This window comes from Nitrosospira sp. Is2 (assembly GCF_033095785.1).
Taxonomy (GTDB): domain Bacteria; phylum Pseudomonadota; class Gammaproteobacteria; order Burkholderiales; family Nitrosomonadaceae; genus Nitrosospira.
The window spans coordinates 2,534,717-2,550,646 of record NZ_CP137134.1 but is presented as its reverse complement, the minus strand read 5'-3'; the positions used below and the strand labels follow the sequence as shown (position 1 = coordinate 2,550,646).

Genomic DNA, 15,930 nt, shown 5'->3' with positions numbered 1-15,930 from the left:
TTTCCGCGCGCCCCTCATCCCCGCGAGGCGTCCACAGGGCATGACCGCGCGTGACTCCGGAACAAGCTCTTCCTCTTTTGAGGCGCCGCTGTGTCTGCGCCTTCCGTTATAATTGCCGATTTTCCGCCATCACGGCTTCTGTTCATGGAACTCGAAAAAAGCTTTAACCCGCACGCAATCGAAAGCCGATGGTATTCGTACTGGGAATCGTCCGGTTTTTTCAGACCCGCACCTGACGGCACAACTGCAACAGCACCTGCCTACTGCATTATGCTGCCGCCGCCAAACGTCACGGGCACGCTGCATATGGGACACGCTTTTCAGCACACGTTAATGGACGCACTCACCCGTTATCATCGCATGCGAGGCGATAATACGCTCTGGCAGCCAGGCACGGACCATGCCGGAATCGCTACCCAGATCGTGGTCGAGAGACAACTGGATCAGCAAAATATCGACCGCCGGGATCTCGGCCGTGAAGTATTCGTGGAGCGAGTATGGCAATGGAAGGAAGAATCCGGCTCTACCATAAGCCGCCAGATGAGACGAATGGGCGCTTCGTGCGACTGGTCGCGCGAACGTTTTACCATGGATCCAGGATTATCCCGTGCGGTTACGGAAGTTTTCGTGCGCCTTTATCGAGAAGGCCTTATATACCGCGGCAAACGGCTGGTGAACTGGGACCCGGTATTGCAAACCGCTGTTTCCGACCTGGAGGTCGTCTCTGTAGAGGAAGAAGGATTCCTCTGGCACGTTCTTTATCCCTTCGAAAAAGAAGAAGAGCGGAATTTGGAAGGCACGGCTCCGCAGGGACTCATTGTCGCCACCACGCGGCCTGAAACCATGCTCGGCGACGTCGCCGTGGCCGTGCATCCCGACGATGAGCGGTACCGCCATCTGATCGGGCGGCACGTGCGCCTTCCCATATGCGAGCGGAGTATTCAGATAATTGCCGATGCCTATGTCGATCCGCAGTTTGGTACCGGATGCGTCAAAATTACTCCCGCACACGATTTCAATGACTATCAGATAGGACAGCGGCACAAGCTCGTCCCGCTCAGTATTCTCACACTTGACGGAAAGATAAACGAGTTTGGTCCTACCGAGTATCAGGGTCTGGACCGTTACGAAGCCAGAAAAAAAATCATCTCGGAACTGAATGAACAGGGACTCCTGGTGGACACCAAGTCGCACAAACTGATGGTGCCCAGAGGCGACCGTACGCACGCAGTAATCGAGCCCATGCTCACGGATCAATGGTATGTCGCCATGGAGGGCTTGGCCAAGCGCGGGCTTCAGGTGGTAGCGGACGGCGATATAAGATTCACGCCGGACAACTGGCGTCACGTCTATAATCAATGGCTCGAAAATATACAGGACTGGTGCATTTCGCGCCAATTGTGGTGGGGTCACCGCGTTCCCGCCTGGTATGATGAAGATAATAATATCTTTGTCGCCCATAGCCTTGAGGAAGCACAGCGACTGGCGGGCGAGCGCGACCTCACACAGGACGAAGATGTTCTCGATACCTGGTTCTCGTCCGCCTTGTGGCCGTTTTCCACCTTGGGCTGGCCGGACGAAACACCGGAACTCAAGACCTTCCTGCCGACCTCGGTTTTGATTACGGGTTTCGATATTATCTTTTTCTGGGTGGCGCGCATGGTGATGATGTCAGTGCATTTCACCGGCAAAATTCCATTCCGGGAAGTCTATATCACCGGGCTCATACGCGACGCGGAAGGGCAGAAGATGAGCAAATCAAAGGGGAACGTACTGGACCCCCTGGACCTCATCGATGGGATCGAACTGCCTGAATTGATCTCGAAACGGACTAGCGGCCTGATGAATCCCAGGCAGGCGGAATCCATCGCAAGACAGACGCGCAAGCATTTTCCCGCTGGGATTCCCGCTTTCGGGGCCGATGCGTTGCGATTTACGTTCGCCAGTCTCGCCTCACACGGCCGCGACATAAAATTCGATATGCAGCGCTGTGAAGGATATCGGAATTTCTGCAACAAGCTGTGGAATGCTACCCGCTATGTCCTGATGAACTGCCAGGGAAACGACACTGGTTTGAACGACTCGATGCCGTTTGATTATTCCGATGCTGACCGATGGATTATCAGCCGCCTGCAAGGCGCAGAAAGTGCTGTAGAACAGGCTTTACACGACTACCGCTTTGACATGGCCGCGCGTGAAATCTATGAATTTGTCTGGGATGAGTACTGCGACTGGTACCTAGAGTTCGCGAAAGTACAGTTAAGCAACGGGGACGACGCGGTACAGCGCGCAACTCGCCGTACTCTGACCCGGGTGCTGGAATCAGCCCTGCGGCTCGCCCATCCCATTATCCCTTTCATTACCGAAGAACTTTGGCAGAAAGTCGCGCCGCTCGCCGGGGCGGAAGGGGCCAGCATTATGCTGCAGCCATACCCCCGCGCTGATCCTGCAAAAATCAGCGAAAGCACAACCAGCCGCATTCATTCGCTCAAGGAGATTGTCAATGCCTGCCGCACGCTGCGAGGGGAAATGAATTTATCGCCGGCATCGAAGGTTCCGCTGCTTGCGGCGGGAAACGCGAAAACACTCGCGGATTTTTCTCCATATCTCATGGCGCTGGCCAAGCTTTCAAGTGTCGAGATTATGCGAGATGGATTGCCTCATGCTGAAGCCCCGGTCGCGATTGTGGGGGAATTCAGGCTGATGCTGAAAATTGAAGTAGACATTGCCGCCGAGCGCGGGCGGCTCACCAAAGAAATTGCCCGAATCGAAGCAGAGATCGCTAAAGCGGAGACCAAACTTTCAAATGACGATTTCCTCAAGCGCGCCCCGGGCAAAATAGTCGAGCAGGAAAAATGCCGACTTGTCAATTTTGGCGCAACGTTGGACAAACTAAAAGAGCAGTTGCAAAAACTCGCATCCTGAGTTGGAGTAAAAAGTTCAAGGCTCGGTCTGGCTGCGCTATAATCATCGCCCAAAAGTTCGAGTGACATCCTCTCCTTCGCGGCGCCCATCGAGTTTAGATAAAAAGGGGGAACAATCATCATTATATTGTTAGGGGGCCCAGGTGCGGGAAAGGGCACGCAGGCCAATTACATCAAAGAACGGTTCGGCATTCCACAGATTTCCACTGGCGACATGCTGCGCTCGGCGGTCCAGGCTGGCACCGAGTTGGGAATCATGGCAAAGAAAATCATGGATGCGGGAGGGCTCGTTCCCGACGACATCATTATCAATCTGGTCAAGGCGCGCATCTCGCAACCGGACTGCAATAAAGGCTTCCTGTTTGACGGTTTTCCCCGCACCATTCCTCAAGCGGATGCAATGAAGGCTGCCGGAGTCCCAATAAACTTCGTCGTGGAAATTGACGTGTCCGATGAAGAGATCATCCGACGTTTGTCCGGCCGGCGCGTGCACCCGGCTTCGGGCCGCGTTTACCATCTCGTGTTCAACCCGCCCAAAATCGATAACAGGGATGACGTGACCGGCGAACCGCTGGTACAGCGCGATGATGATAAAGAGGAAACCGTGAAAAAACGGCTCGAAATCTATCACGCCCAGACTAAACCATTGGTAGAATACTACGCGAAATGGTCAGCTTATGGTGGAAGGGGAGCTCCCAGGTATGTAAAAATTGCGGGAGCTGGATCGGTGGAAAAAATCCGGGACGCCATTTTCGCGTCGCTGAAATAACTTCAGTCAAGATCCCTGGCGGCTTTCGCGTTACGGTATCGCCGCAGCTTTAATCCGAGAACAGAGCAATACCGCAGGGGCAGGAATTGTCAACTGCCGGGCGTACTATGGCGCCATAAACTGTAGTGCCAGGTCGTTAATGCATCACCGGCGCCAACTGCACCGCGGATGACGTGACATAAGATTTGAAAAAAATCAGGGGAGACACATGGCAGCAAAAAATGCTTTTTATGCTCAGTCGGGCGGGGTTACCGCCGTCATTAATGCGTCAGCCGCGGGTGTGATTGAAACGGCGCGTCAGCAAAAGGGAACGATCGGCAAAATTTATGCGGGCCGCAACGGCATCATTGGCGCGTTGACGGAGGATCTGATTGATACCGGCAAGGATTCCATTACAGCCATCAGGGCGCTGCGCTACACTCCGTCGGGCGCATTTGGTTCGTGCCGCTATAAACTGAAAAGTCTCGAACAGAACCGCCGTGAATACGAACGTCTGATCGAGGTATTCAAGGCTCATAACATCGGCTATTTCTTTTACAACGGCGGAGGCGATTCCGCGGACACCTGCCTAAAGGTATCGCAACTCGCCGACACTCTGGGTTACCCCATCCAGGCCATTCACGTGCCGAAAACGGTTGATAACGACCTTCCTATCACCGACTGCTGTCCGGGATATGGCTCAGTTGCAAAATACATCGCAGTCTCGACGCTCGAAGCCAGCTTTGATGTCGCCAGCATGTCGAAAACCTCCACCAAAGTATTCGTTCTGGAAGTGATGGGACGCCACGCGGGGTGGATCGCGGCGGCGGGCGGTCTCGCGTCGACCACTGACCGTGAAATTCCGATTGTCATCCTCTTTCCCGAGATTCCTTTTGATAAAGCGAAGTTTCTCGCCAAAGTGGACAGTAATGTTCAGAAATTCGGCTATTGCTCGGTGGTGGTATCGGAAGGCGTAAAAGGGGAAGACGGCAAGTTTCTCTCCGATCAGGGCGTGCGTGACGCATTTGGTCACGCTCAGCTGGGCGGCGTCGCTCCCGTTGTCGCAAATATCGTCAGGGAGGGCCTGGGCCTTAAATACCATTGGGGAGTTGCCGACTATCTTCAACGCGCAGCGCGTCATATCGCTTCGAAAACCGACGTTGAACAGGCTTACGCAATGGGCAAGGCCGCGGTTGAGTTTGCCGTTAAAGGGCATAATTCCGTGATGCCCACGATAGAGCGCCTTTCCGATAAGCCCTATAAATGGAAAGTCGGCATGGCGCAGCTTTCCAAAGTGGCAAACGTGGAAAAAATGATGCCCAAAAATTTCATCACCAAGGATGGATTTGGGATAACCGATAAATGTCGGGAGTATCTCGCGCCCCTCATCAAGGGCGAGGACTATCCTCCTTATAAGGATGGTCTACCGACCTACGTACGGTTGAAAAATGTGGCGGTTGCAAAAAAACTGAACGACTTCACCATCTAAGTTCCTTTGAACTGCACACATCCCGATGTCGTATTGCATATTTAGCGTCCGGGTTCACCAATGTATATTCGAAACTATTTCTGTGTTATCGGATGAATCCGGCTTTACCTGGAGATCTAAATGGCTACTGGTCTAATCGTCGCAATTGGCTGCGCAATGGCGGCGCTCCTCTACGGAGCACTTTCGATAAAATGGATTGTGGCTTTGCCCACGGGCAACGAGCGCATGCGCGAGATTGCCGCTGCAATTCAGCAAGGCGCTTCAGCATATCTGAATCGTCAATACACCACGATCAGCATCGTCGGAGTCATCCTGCTGGTAGCCATCTTCATGGCTTTAGGCTGGCAAACCGCTGTCGGTTTCGCTCTTGGCGCATTTCTCTCGGGCCTCACCGGTTATATTGGCATGAACGTATCGGTGCGCGCTAACGTTCGTACGGCGGAAGCTGCGAGACATGGCCTTAACGCGGCGCTGGATGTGGCCTTCAAAGGCGGCGCGATCACGGGCATGCTGGTGGTGGGACTGGGCCTGTTGGGTGTTGCCGGTTACTTTGCTGTTCTTACCGGCATGGGGGCCTCGGAATCCGAAGCGACGCACGCTCTGGTCGGCGTAGCCTTTGGCAGCTCGCTAATTTCCATATTTGCCCGGCTCGGCGGCGGCATATTCACCAAGGGCGCGGATGTCGGTGCCGACCTGGTGGGGAAAGTCGAAGCGGGCATTCCCGAAGATGATCCCCGGAACCCGGCAGTCATCGCGGACAACGTGGGCGATAACGTCGGCGATTGTGCCGGCATGGCTGCTGACCTGTTTGAAACTTACGCGGTAACCATCATTGCCACGATGTTACTCGGCGGCTTGCTCATCACCGATGCGGGTCCTGATGCCGTGCTCTATCCGCTGGTACTCGGCGGGATATCCATTATTGCCTCAATTATCGGTTGCTACTTCGTAAAGGCGCGCGATGGCGGCAAGATCATGAATGCCCTTTATCGCGGCTTGGCGGTTGCCGGGGGACTGGCTGCGATTTCCTTCTATCCCATCACTACCATTATGCTGGGCGACGGTGTAATGATTGAAGGCAAACTGGTGACATCGATGAATCTGTACCTCGCCGGTTTGGTCGGTCTGGTGCTGACCGCCGCCATGGTATGGATTACGGAATACTACACCTCTACCGAATATAAGCCGGTACAGCACATCGCCGAAGCATCGAGTACCGGTCACGGCACCAACGTAATCGCAGGACTTGGCGTTTCCATGAAATCCACTGCTGCGCCCGTGATCGTTGTCTGCCTCTCGATCTGGTGCACGTTCGAACTGGCGGGCTTGTACGGCATTGCTATTGCCGCGACTTCGATGCTGTCAATGGCCGGGATCATCGTAGCGCTTGATGCATATGGCCCGATCACGGACAACGCCGGGGGTATCGCCGAAATGTCGGGCTTGCCGCCTGAGGTGCGCGCTATTACCGATCCGCTGGACGCGGTCGGAAACACCACCAAAGCAGTGACAAAAGGTTATGCCATCGGCTCGGCCGGCTTGGCTGCGCTGGTCCTGTTTGCGGATTACACGCACGCGCTTTCCAGCGGCGGCAAGATCGTGAACTTTGATTTATCTGATCACATGGTAATCATCGGCCTGTTTCTCGGCGGCATGGTGCCCTATCTATTCGGCGCCATGGCGATGGAAGCGGTCGGCCGCGCCGCGGGTTCGGTGGTTGTGGAAGTGCGCCGCCAGTTCAGGGAGATCCCGGGTATCATGGAAGGCACCGCCAAGCCGGACTATTCCAGAGCAGTGGATATGGTAACGAAGGCGGCTATCAAGGAAATGGTTGTTCCCTCGTTGCTGCCCGTAGCCGTGCCAGTGCTCGTTGGCCTCATTCTCGGCCCCGTAGCATTGGGCGGTGTCCTGATCGGTGCCATTATTACCGGCATTTTCGTGGCCATTTCCATGACCGCGGGAGGCGGCGCGTGGGACAACGCTAAAAAGTATATTGAGGATGGTCATTTCGGCGGCAAGGGCTCGGAGGCGCATAAAGCTGCAGTAACCGGCGACACCGTTGGCGATCCTTACAAGGACACTGCCGGCCCAGCGATCAATCCGCTTATCAAGATCATGAATATCGTTGCCCTGCTAATCGTACCGTTGATATAAATCCTGCCTGTATCGAAGCACGCTGGGATACCGGCGTGCTTTGTTTTAGAAAATGAGTTTGTGCATTTAATATCGTAACCAGCTTTCCCGTAGACGTCATGAATAACGCTTATTCGCTCACACTCCAGGACGCCAAAAATATTGCCGCTGCGGCGGAAGAAGAAGCCAGTCGCAATAACTGGGCGGTTGTGATCGCGATCGTTGACGATGGCGGTCACCTCATACATCTTTTGCGGCGCGACAACACTCAGTTCGGCAGCATTGAAGTGGCGATCCAGAAGGCACGTGCCGCTATCGCCTTCCGCCGCCCGACAAAGGTATGGGACGAGCATGTTGGCGAAGGACGGTTGCGCTATCTCTGCCTTCCCGGAACGCTGCCAATCGAGGGCGGATTACCTGTTGTGGTGGAAGGGCAATTCATTGGTGCGGTAGGCGTAAGTGGCGTAAGATCCGATGAGGATGCACGGATCGCGCAAGCCGGAGTGAAGGGATTGCGAGGGACGCGCTGATTTGGCGTCCTACAAGCGCTTTGCCGGGAGTCCTTGCGGTCGTATACTTTAGCAGCTATTAATGTCGCTCCGGCGGTTCCCCTCTTTGATCCCTCCTGGTTCCACCTGCGGTACGAGTAGTTCCAGCCCCACGCGCCAGTCATCCGTTGCCGTTTTTCTGAACATCCTGCTCTCCCACTTCGGGCCGGGTTAAGGTAGGATTGAGCTACACCCTCCTGAATGCCTCCCACTGGAACCCTGGACGACATGAATTCCCCGGAGCTTCAACAAAAAACCTTCCTGTTGCTATTGATCGTCGTTTCGGTGGCGTTTGTGTGGATCTTGTTGCCCTTCTATGGCACGGTGTTCTGGGCTTCCGTTCTAGCCATCATATTTGCTCCTTTTCACCGCCGGTTACTGGGCATCATGGACCAGCGCCGGAACCTGGCGGCGCTCGCTACCCTACTCTTTTGCCTAATCATCGTAATTCTCCCGTTCATTGTACTCGCGGGCTCACTGCTGCAGGAGGGCCTGACTGTGTACGAGAGAATCCGGTCCGGCGAATTGAATTTCGGGACGTACTTCCAGCAAATCATGAACGCGTTACCGCCATGGATCGTCAACTTGCTGGACCGTTTTGGGCTTTCGGACATTTCCGGCATTAAGGATGCACTTTCAACCGGTGCCTTGCAGGGAAGTCAGCTCATCGCAGCTGAAGCCCTGAATATAGGCCAAAACATGTTTGAGTTTATCGTCAGTTTCGGGATCATGCTTTACCTGCTGTTTTTCCTGCTGAGGGATGGGGCCATTCTGACGTCCAAGATAAATCAGGCAATTCCGCTGAGCCTGGAACACAAACGGCATCTGCTCAGCAAATTCACTACTGTTGTGCGCGCCACCGTAAAAGGCAACATTGCTGTGGCCGCGATACAAGGAGCGCTGGGTGGCGCAATGTTTTCGTTCCTGGGCATACAAGGCGCATTGTTATGGGGATCCGTAATGGCCCTGCTTTCTCTATTGCCTGCGATTGGCGCCGGCCTGATCTGGGGTCCGGTAGCCGTCTATTTCCTGCTTACCGGGGCTGTGGGGCAGGGCGTCACCCTGATCCTGTTCGGCGTCTTCGTGATCGGAATGGTGGATAATCTCCTGCGGCCCATTCTCGTCGGCCGGGATACTAAAATTCCCGATTACGTCGTACTCATCTCGACCCTCGGAGGCCTGGTTCTCTTCGGTCTTAACGGATTCGTCATTGGTCCGGTCATCGCGGCATTATTCATCGCTGCCTGGGACCTCTTTTCGTCCTCCAGGAATGAACACGCGTAAACCAAGCTGCTGGTTGATGAAACGCAGGAGCTAGGGTTTCATCTGGCGACGTACCACCCACTCAAACAAACGCGGGCCCAGCAGCCATCGGGCGCCAACCGCCAGCTTGGCATCGAGCGGTAACGCATGGCGCAGCGGTGGAGTCGAACTTGTAATGGCATCGAGCACGGCCCGGGCGATGATCTCGGGGCCCGGCGATCTTGGTTCATGCGATACAATCTTATGGACGCCGGCGATAAGCTTTCCATAAATCTCCGGATGCAAAACGGTTTCCAGTAATCTCAACTGGTTGGGAACGAATTCCGTCTTTATTAAACCTGGCGCAATAGCCACCACGTTGATCCCGAACTCCATCACCTCACCGCGAAGGGTCTCGGACAGCGCCTCTAGGGCATGCTTGGAAGCGGTATACCAGCCGAACCCCGGAATAGTCATCTTACCCAAGGCCGAAGTAACGTTTACGATATGCCCCGACTTCTGCGCCCGCATGTGTGGCAAGACCGCCTGCATGAAGCGGGCGTAACCGAACACGTTCACCTCGAACTGGCGATGCGCCGCTTCCATCGAAACGCACTCGATTGCGCCCAACTGAGCGTAGGCGGCATTATTTACCAGTACATCAATGCGCCCTTTCGTTGACATGGCATGGTCTACTGCCCCGTGAATGGCTTCTTCATCAGCGACATCCAGTGCAACAGGTTCAATGTGATCGGAACGTATCTGTTCCAGCCTGTACATACGCCGTGCCGCGGCAAATACATAATAGCCGTTTTTGGCAAGCAATTCCGCGGTAGCCCTTCCAATACCGCTGGATGCGCCGGTTACCAGCGCTATTCGCTGAGTCATTCTCTGTCCTTTATCGTTTCACTTCGTTTCGCTTTTTATTCATAATGGTGGAGCGCGCAGTCGAAACAATACTTCGGGATAAAGCTGATCTGAGTAATGACTTGTCAGATCCCACGTTATTTCTGCTCGTGCGCGGCAACACCATCTTTCCAATAGGAGAGGGTTATGAAAACTACATTGATCACTGGCGCCAATCGCGGAATCGGACTGGAATTTTCCCGGCAGTATGCCGCAGACGGCTGGCATGTCGTGGCTTGCGCCCGCCAACCTGATAAATCAGATGCCCTTAACGCACTGGCGGCGCAATATCCTGGGCAAATCTCGGTACAACGACTGGATGTCGCTGATCATCCCGGGATCGACCAACTGGCGTCGTCGCTCGCCAGTCAACCAATCGACCTGCTGATCAACAATGCAGGCGTATACACCGATCCTCATGGAGGCGCCTTAAATAATAGCGATGATGAAGCATGGACGCGTGCATTTCTTATCAACACGATGGCCACCTTGAAAATGGTCCGGGCATTTCGGCCACATATCGTTCGAAGCGATAAAAAAACCGTTGTGACGATCAGCAGCAAAATGGGCAGTATCGCGGACAACAACAGCGGCGGCAGCTACATGTACCGGTCCAGCAAGGCGGCGGTGAATATGATTGTCAAGACGCTCGCCATAGATCTGAAGCCAGCTGGAATCATCGCCTTGGTATTACACCCCGGGTGGGTGAAAACCGATATGGGCGGGCCTCATGCATTGATCTCCAGCATGCAGAGCGTATCAGGAATGCGCGAGGTCATCAGCCGCCTTACCATTGATGACTCGGGTAAATTCATCGCTTACGATGGGAAAGCGATACCCTGGTAGAAGAAACGAAATCTGCTTAAACACCGGCCATGTTCAGTCCCGGCAAGAACATCCTGGGCTGACCTTGACAAGCACAGTCAACCGCTTACTCAACGGTTACGGCCGTCCCGCTGGCAGAAACCATCAACATGCCATTCTCCTTGCCCATTATCTCGTAATCGAGATCAATTCCGATCACCGCATTGGCGCCAAGGTCCTGCGCGCGCTGGCGTAATTCCTCAAGAGCAATATCCCGTGCGCGCTGCAACTCCTTCTCATAAGTCGCCGAGCGCCCCCCCACCAGGTCGCGGATCCCCGCAAAAAGGTCCTTGAACAAATTAGCGCCGAGTATAGCCTCTCCCGCAACGATGCCGTGGTACTTCGTCACGCGCCTTCCCTCTATGCCTGGAGTAGTCGTTAGCAGCATATTCCTCCCATTCGCACTATTTTTAAGTTAACAATATAAGTCGGCGGATTCACTGATATTTCCCGTGTGCCCTGTCACAGTTGCCAATTGCAGTGGACGCGGCAGCCCATGCCCAGCCATAAGGGCCACGGCTTAACTCGCCCAGCTCCGGCGCGACATTTCATGATGCGGCACCCGGTTTCGGTCTTTTACGCAACTTCTTCAATGGCCGCTTTCCCTGCACATGCTCCCGCGGCTTGCATTGATCGGGCGAAGCGGGGGCCGGACGCCGAATCATGCGCTCCGATGTTACAACTCGATTGACAGGAGTAAGCGTAATTTCAAGCTCGTTAATTTCGTCCCATTGCGCTTCGGTGCGCTGTCTCTCAGGAATGGCGAGAAGCTCTTTCAGCCGGTCATAAGACGAAATCGGTTCTGGTTTATCCATGATATATTAATGCGGAGCTTTACTGATAATTGTTATCATTTATAATATGGTTCTGACCGAGCATGCTATTTACATACGGAGAGAATAAAATGTTGAACTCCTGCTTTAAGGAACCGATGAACACTGCCCCGGTGGAGCGCTCAGTTAAAAGAAGAGCGGGCAAAATCGGGGTAAACTCAAGCCGCGCGGTGAAGGAACTGGTTTGCCCGTCTCTGTTCAGGACGCTGCATGGGAGTGCAACGCGAGTAGCCGATTTTACAACAAACCGTGTGAGATGGGGCTCTGGGGGCTTGGCGGGCGCCCAACTGTGCCGGACTGCCGCAAAAGCAGATTCGCAATCCGGATCTCTGCTCGGATCTTCGGCTGCCCATCCCATCCTTTCCGCTCCTCACTTCGCCCGGCGTTCCGGAGAGGACATTATTCGCAAAGTCCTCAACCGCTATCTTACCGTAATGTTCTGCTGTGTCACGTTGTTTGGCGCCAGCGCATCACATGCCGATCAGGTCGTCGTCTACTCAGCCCGCATCGAGCAATTGATCAAGCCGATGTTCGACGCTTTCTCTAAAGAAACCGGTACAACCGTCAAATTCATCACCGACAAGGAAGGCGCACTACTCGCGCGCCTGAAGGCGGAAGGAAAAAACACGCCCGCCGATGTGCTTATTACCGCGGATGCGGGCAACTTATGGGAAGCTGCTCGGGAAGGACTATTAAGACCAGTAGAGTCCAAAACGCTGGAGTCGAATGTTCCTGCTTATCTTCGCGATCCCGGCAATCAGTGGTTCGGTCTGTCAGTGCGTGCCCGCACTATCATTTATAACACACAAAAAGTAAAACCTTCCGATCTTTCGACCTACGAAGCCCTCGCCGACCCGAAGTGGAAGGGACGACTTTGTCTTCGTACGTCGAAGAAAGTTTACAATCAGTCACTTGTAGCAATGATGATTGAAGAGCATGGCGAACTCAAGACGGAACAAGTCGTAAAAGGCTGGGTTGCAAATCTCGCCACCGATCCGCTGTCCGATGAGACGAGGGCAATGGAATTTGTAGGGGCGGGAAAATGCGATGTCACCATTGCCAACACATATTATTATGGGCGCCTGATGGAAAAAAACCCCGCGCTGCCGCTCGCAATTTTCTGGCCTAACCAGGATGGCGCCGGGGTCCATGTAAACATCTCGGGAGCGGGTGTTACACGCTACGCAAACAATGTTCCGGGGGCCATCCGGTTACTGGAATTCCTGTCCTCGGAGAAAGCGCAAAATCTGTTTGCAGACGTGAACATGGAATACCCGGTCAACCCAAGGATAAAACCTGACCCCGCTGTCGCCGCCTGGGGCACGTTCAAACAAAACACCATAAACGTTAACAAAGCGGGTGAATTGCAGGCGGAAGCAGTCAAGCTGATGGATCGGGCGGGTTATCGATAGGCATGAAGGGCGTGAATGGGGAGGTACTGAATTCAACAGGCACCAACACAAGTACTGATCCTGTTTACAGCTCGTCACGTCGCGCCGCTCATATCTCGACAGGTTGGCGTCTGATTCCGGTTTTTATCGCTGCGCTTGTACTGATACCCGTCGGCACAGTCCTCTCCTCTCTTTTCGCCCCAGCGAGCGATGTGTGGCAGCATCTGGTTGAAACGACACTTCCCGACCTGTTGGCGAATACCTTTTGGCTCGCATTAGGAGTATCTCTAGGCACCGCATTGTTGGGAGTAAGCCTGGCATGGTTTACCGCGGTGTGCGACTTTCCCGGATGTCGTTTCTTCTCCTGGGCGCTCCTGCTGCCGCTCGCAATACCCGCTTACGTCACCGCATTCGTCGCACTTGGTCTGTTTGATTACATCGGCCCGGTGCAAACGACGCTGCGCGTGTCGCTACAATCGGATCTGCTCTGGTTTCCAAACGTACGGAGTGGGCCGGGTGTTGTCGTTGTCATGGTTCTCGCGTTTTATCCCTATGTCTACCTTCTGGCACGTAATGCGTTCATCACACAGGGTAAACGGTCACTCGAGGCGGCACAATCGTTGGGCTTCAATCGTACCCAGGGATTCTTCAGACTTTCCCTGCCCATGGCCCGACCATGGATTGCCGGCGGTGTAATGCTGGCGTTGATGGAAACGCTCGCGGACTTCGGCACCGTCGCCGTCTTCAATTACGACACCTTCACCACAGCCATATACAAAGCGTGGTTCGGCATGTTTTCCTTGGCCGCAGCCTCCCAGCTCGCCTCAGTGCTGATTGTGATCGTCTTTGCTGTCATCGTGATAGAGCAGCAACTTCGATCCGGCATGCGCTATGCCGAAACCAGGCAAAGTGCAAGAATTGACCGCATTCCGCTCTCGGGCTGGCGTGCATGGTCAATTGCCGCCCTCGCGTCAGGCACCCTGTTCTTTGCATTTGTCTTGCCGGTGAGTCAGCTAAGCATTTGGGCAGCAGGTGTTTTTGCTCGTGATTTTGATCAGCGCTACCTCGAATTTCTCTGGCATTCACTGCTACTTTCGGCAGTTGCGGCGGTGCTCACCTGTGGCGTCGCGCTACTCATGGTTTATGCCGCAAGGCGACATCCCGATCGCGTTACTCGCGCCGCCGTCCGCATCTCCACCATAGGCTATGCCTTGCCTGGCGCAGTTCTGGCAGTGGGTATTTTCATTCCGATAGCATGGCTGGATAACCAGCTCAGCGACGTCGCCTTGCGATTATTCGATATTCAAGCGGGAGTGCTCATGCAGGGCACGCTCGCCACCATGCTGATCGCCTATATGACGCGTTTCCTGGCGGTCAGTCATAGTCCCATAGATAGCGCCATGCACCGTATCACCCCCAACATCGATGAAGCCGCCAGGGGACTCGGCTTGACCGGGTGGGCGGCGCTACGACGTGTGCATTTGCCCATTTTGAAAGGGGGAATTTTTACCGCCGCCTCGCTCGTATTCGTGGACGTAATGAAGGAAATGCCCATTACCCTGATGACCCGGCCCTTTGGCTGGGATACGCTGGCGGTGAGAATTTTCGAAATGACTTCAGAGGGCGAATGGGAACAGGCCGCGTTGCCTGCGGTGACCTTGGTGCTGGCGGGGCTGCTTCCCATTATCTTTCTTATGCGGCAAACTGAGAAATAATTGAACACCGTCCATGAACGCATTGCTTGAGCTCAGGAATATTCGGCATGCCTATGGACGGCAAACGGTGGTGGAGGATCTGTCGCTCACCCTGCAAAAAGGCGCGATCGGCTGCCTGCTGGGTCCAAGCGGATGCGGGAAGACCACGGTCCTGCGAAGCATCGCCGGATTTGAGCCTATTTCAGCCGGTGAAATTTGGCTCAACGGCGCGCTGATAAGCAATGCGAGCATCTGCGTTCCTCCGGAACGGCGCCATATTGGGATGGTATTTCAGGATTACGCCTTGTTTCCTCATCTAACCGTTCGCGCGAACGTGGGCTTCGGCCTGCATCGCATGGGAAACGCCGAGCGTGCGGTGCGCGTCACCGAGGTGCTGCACACAGTAGGTCTCTCGGAAGACGCAGAAAAATATCCCCACCAACTGTCCGGCGGACAGCAACAGCGGGTTGCCCTCGCCCGAGCACTTGCTCCGCGACCTGATCTGCTATTGCTGGATGAGCCTTTTTCAAACCTGGACGTAACCTTGCGCGGTCGCTTAAGTCTCGAAGTACGCGATATTCTTAAGAATCAAAATGCTACGGCTATTTTGGTGACGCATGATCAGGAAGAGGCGTTTGCCATTGCTGATGAGATCGGCGTTATGCATCAGGGACAAATCCAGCAGTGGGACACCGCTTATAACTTGTATCATAAGCCCGCGAACCGGTTTGTTGCCGACTTCATAGGTGAAGGAGTATTTCTCGCGGGTAAGATGCTTGACCCGCGTCATGTGGAGATAGAACTGGGAATTCTGGAGGGCGAGGTCGCACATTGCTGCGGCCCCACGTGCCAGCTGTGCCGCGAGGGATGCGCGGTGGACGTACTCATCCGGCCGGATGATATCGTGCACGATGATGCCAGCCCCGTCAGCGCCATCGTGCTGCACAAGGCTTTCCGGGGAGCGGATATTCTCTACACCTTGCGCCTCCCCGGCGGCAGTACCGCGCTATCGCTCGTGCCCAGCCACCATAATCATGCCATAGGTGAGAAAATCGGCATCAGGCTGGAAGCGGATCACGTGGTAGCGTTCAACCAGGTGGCTCCCTAGCTTGCAGCCAAGGCGAAAAGGGACCTCTGCTTATCACGCCAGCGCGTTAC

13 protein-coding genes are annotated in these 15,930 nt (G+C 54.6%); 10 read left to right on the top strand and 3 right to left on the bottom strand.

The window, feature by feature from the left end; translation table 11 throughout:
- Window positions 1-144: 144 nt before the first annotated feature.
- The 6 genes from R5L00_RS11115 to R5L00_RS11090 all read left to right on the top strand — a co-directional run bounded on the left by R5L00_RS11115 (window position 145) and on the right by R5L00_RS11090 (window position 9,126).
- Entirely contained in the window at window positions 145-2,925 is a 2,781-nt protein-coding gene (locus R5L00_RS11115; RefSeq protein ID WP_317651722.1) for a valine--tRNA ligase, read from the top strand.
- Between the two features lie 114 nt (window positions 2,926-3,039).
- On the top strand, window positions 3,040-3,693 hold the full coding sequence (gene adk / locus R5L00_RS11110; RefSeq protein WP_107694818.1) for an adenylate kinase: 654 nt from the start codon (window positions 3,040-3,042) through the stop codon (window positions 3,691-3,693).
- Window positions 3,694-3,901: 208 nt separating this feature from the next.
- The gene (locus tag R5L00_RS11105) at window positions 3,902-5,161 is read left to right on the top strand and encodes a 6-phosphofructokinase (RefSeq protein WP_107694820.1); all 1,260 of its coding nucleotides are present in this window, start codon (window positions 3,902-3,904) and stop codon (window positions 5,159-5,161) included.
- A gap of 120 nt (window positions 5,162-5,281) precedes the next feature.
- Complete coding sequence (locus R5L00_RS11100; protein ID WP_317651721.1) at window positions 5,282-7,315, top strand: sodium-translocating pyrophosphatase; 2,034 nt, start codon at window positions 5,282-5,284, stop codon at window positions 7,313-7,315.
- Between the two features lie 98 nt (window positions 7,316-7,413).
- Window positions 7,414-7,824, top strand: a complete 411-nt coding sequence (locus R5L00_RS11095; RefSeq protein WP_317651719.1) for a heme-binding protein — start codon at window positions 7,414-7,416, stop codon at window positions 7,822-7,824.
- 219 nt (window positions 7,825-8,043) lie between these two features.
- Window positions 8,044-9,126, top strand: coding sequence for an AI-2E family transporter (locus tag R5L00_RS11090; RefSeq protein ID WP_258192726.1), 1,083 nt, complete (start codon window positions 8,044-8,046; stop codon window positions 9,124-9,126).
- A gap of 30 nt (window positions 9,127-9,156) precedes the next feature.
- On the opposite strand, the gene R5L00_RS11085 is transcribed toward R5L00_RS11090, so the two are convergent.
- Entirely contained in the window at window positions 9,157-9,972 is an 816-nt protein-coding gene (locus R5L00_RS11085) for an SDR family NAD(P)-dependent oxidoreductase (RefSeq protein ID WP_317651717.1), read from the bottom strand.
- A 165-nt stretch (window positions 9,973-10,137) separates the two neighbouring features.
- Here R5L00_RS11085 and R5L00_RS11080 point away from each other — a divergent pair, with 165 nt between their 5' ends.
- Window positions 10,138-10,836, top strand: a complete 699-nt coding sequence (locus tag R5L00_RS11080) for an SDR family oxidoreductase (RefSeq protein WP_107694829.1) — start codon at window positions 10,138-10,140, stop codon at window positions 10,834-10,836.
- An 85-nt stretch (window positions 10,837-10,921) separates the two neighbouring features.
- Here R5L00_RS11080 and R5L00_RS11075 read toward each other — a convergent pair whose 3' ends face one another.
- Window positions 10,922-11,242 carry a heavy metal-binding domain-containing protein gene (locus tag R5L00_RS11075; RefSeq protein ID WP_107694830.1) on the bottom strand — a complete coding sequence of 107 codons (321 nt, stop codon included), beginning with the start codon at window positions 11,240-11,242 and terminating at the stop codon, window positions 10,922-10,924.
- 160 nt (window positions 11,243-11,402) lie between these two features.
- Window positions 11,403-11,669: a hypothetical protein gene (locus tag R5L00_RS11070; RefSeq protein ID WP_107694832.1), complete on the bottom strand. Its 267-nt coding sequence runs from the start codon at window positions 11,667-11,669 to the stop codon at window positions 11,403-11,405.
- A gap of 452 nt (window positions 11,670-12,121) precedes the next feature.
- On the opposite strand from R5L00_RS11070, the gene R5L00_RS11065 reads away from it, so the two are divergent.
- The 3 genes from R5L00_RS11065 to R5L00_RS11055 are packed head-to-tail and all read left to right on the top strand — an operon-like array spanning window position 12,122 to window position 15,880.
- Entirely contained in the window at window positions 12,122-13,099 is a 978-nt protein-coding gene (locus R5L00_RS11065) for a Fe(3+) ABC transporter substrate-binding protein (RefSeq protein ID WP_317654168.1), read from the top strand.
- A 2-nt stretch (window positions 13,100-13,101) separates the two neighbouring features.
- The gene (locus R5L00_RS11060; protein ID WP_107694833.1) at window positions 13,102-14,793 is read left to right on the top strand and encodes an ABC transporter permease; all 1,692 of its coding nucleotides are present in this window, start codon (window positions 13,102-13,104) and stop codon (window positions 14,791-14,793) included.
- A gap of 13 nt (window positions 14,794-14,806) precedes the next feature.
- Window positions 14,807-15,880 (top strand): ABC transporter ATP-binding protein, encoded by a 1,074-nt coding sequence (locus R5L00_RS11055; protein ID WP_107694834.1) that lies wholly within the window; start codon window positions 14,807-14,809, stop codon window positions 15,878-15,880.
- Window positions 15,881-15,930: the final 50 nt, after the last annotated feature.

Bases quoted from the DNA above. Each gene is read 5' to 3' on its own strand.
- R5L00_RS11070 (WP_107694832.1), bottom strand. From the start codon at position 11,669: ATGGATAAACCAGAACCGATTTCGTCTTATGACCGGCTGAAAGAGCTT.
- R5L00_RS11105 (WP_107694820.1), top strand. From the start codon at position 3,902: ATGGCAGCAAAAAATGCTTTTTATGCTCAGTCGGGCGGGGTTACCGCC.
- R5L00_RS11095 (WP_317651719.1), top strand. From the start codon at position 7,414: ATGAATAACGCTTATTCGCTCACACTCCAGGACGCCAAAAATATTGCC.
- R5L00_RS11055 (WP_107694834.1), top strand. From the start codon at position 14,807: ATGAACGCATTGCTTGAGCTCAGGAATATTCGGCATGCCTATGGACGG.
- R5L00_RS11090 (WP_258192726.1), top strand. From the start codon at position 8,044: ATGCCTCCCACTGGAACCCTGGACGACATGAATTCCCCGGAGCTTCAA.
- R5L00_RS11065 (WP_317654168.1), top strand. From the start codon at position 12,122: ATGTTCTGCTGTGTCACGTTGTTTGGCGCCAGCGCATCACATGCCGAT.
- R5L00_RS11075 (WP_107694830.1), bottom strand. From the start codon at position 11,242: ATGCTGCTAACGACTACTCCAGGCATAGAGGGAAGGCGCGTGACGAAG.
- R5L00_RS11060 (WP_107694833.1), top strand. From the start codon at position 13,102: ATGAAGGGCGTGAATGGGGAGGTACTGAATTCAACAGGCACCAACACA.
- R5L00_RS11115 (WP_317651722.1), top strand. From the start codon at position 145: ATGGAACTCGAAAAAAGCTTTAACCCGCACGCAATCGAAAGCCGATGG.
- R5L00_RS11100 (WP_317651721.1), top strand. From the start codon at position 5,282: ATGGCTACTGGTCTAATCGTCGCAATTGGCTGCGCAATGGCGGCGCTC.
- R5L00_RS11080 (WP_107694829.1), top strand. From the start codon at position 10,138: ATGAAAACTACATTGATCACTGGCGCCAATCGCGGAATCGGACTGGAA.
- R5L00_RS11085 (WP_317651717.1), bottom strand. From the start codon at position 9,972: ATGACTCAGCGAATAGCGCTGGTAACCGGCGCATCCAGCGGTATTGGA.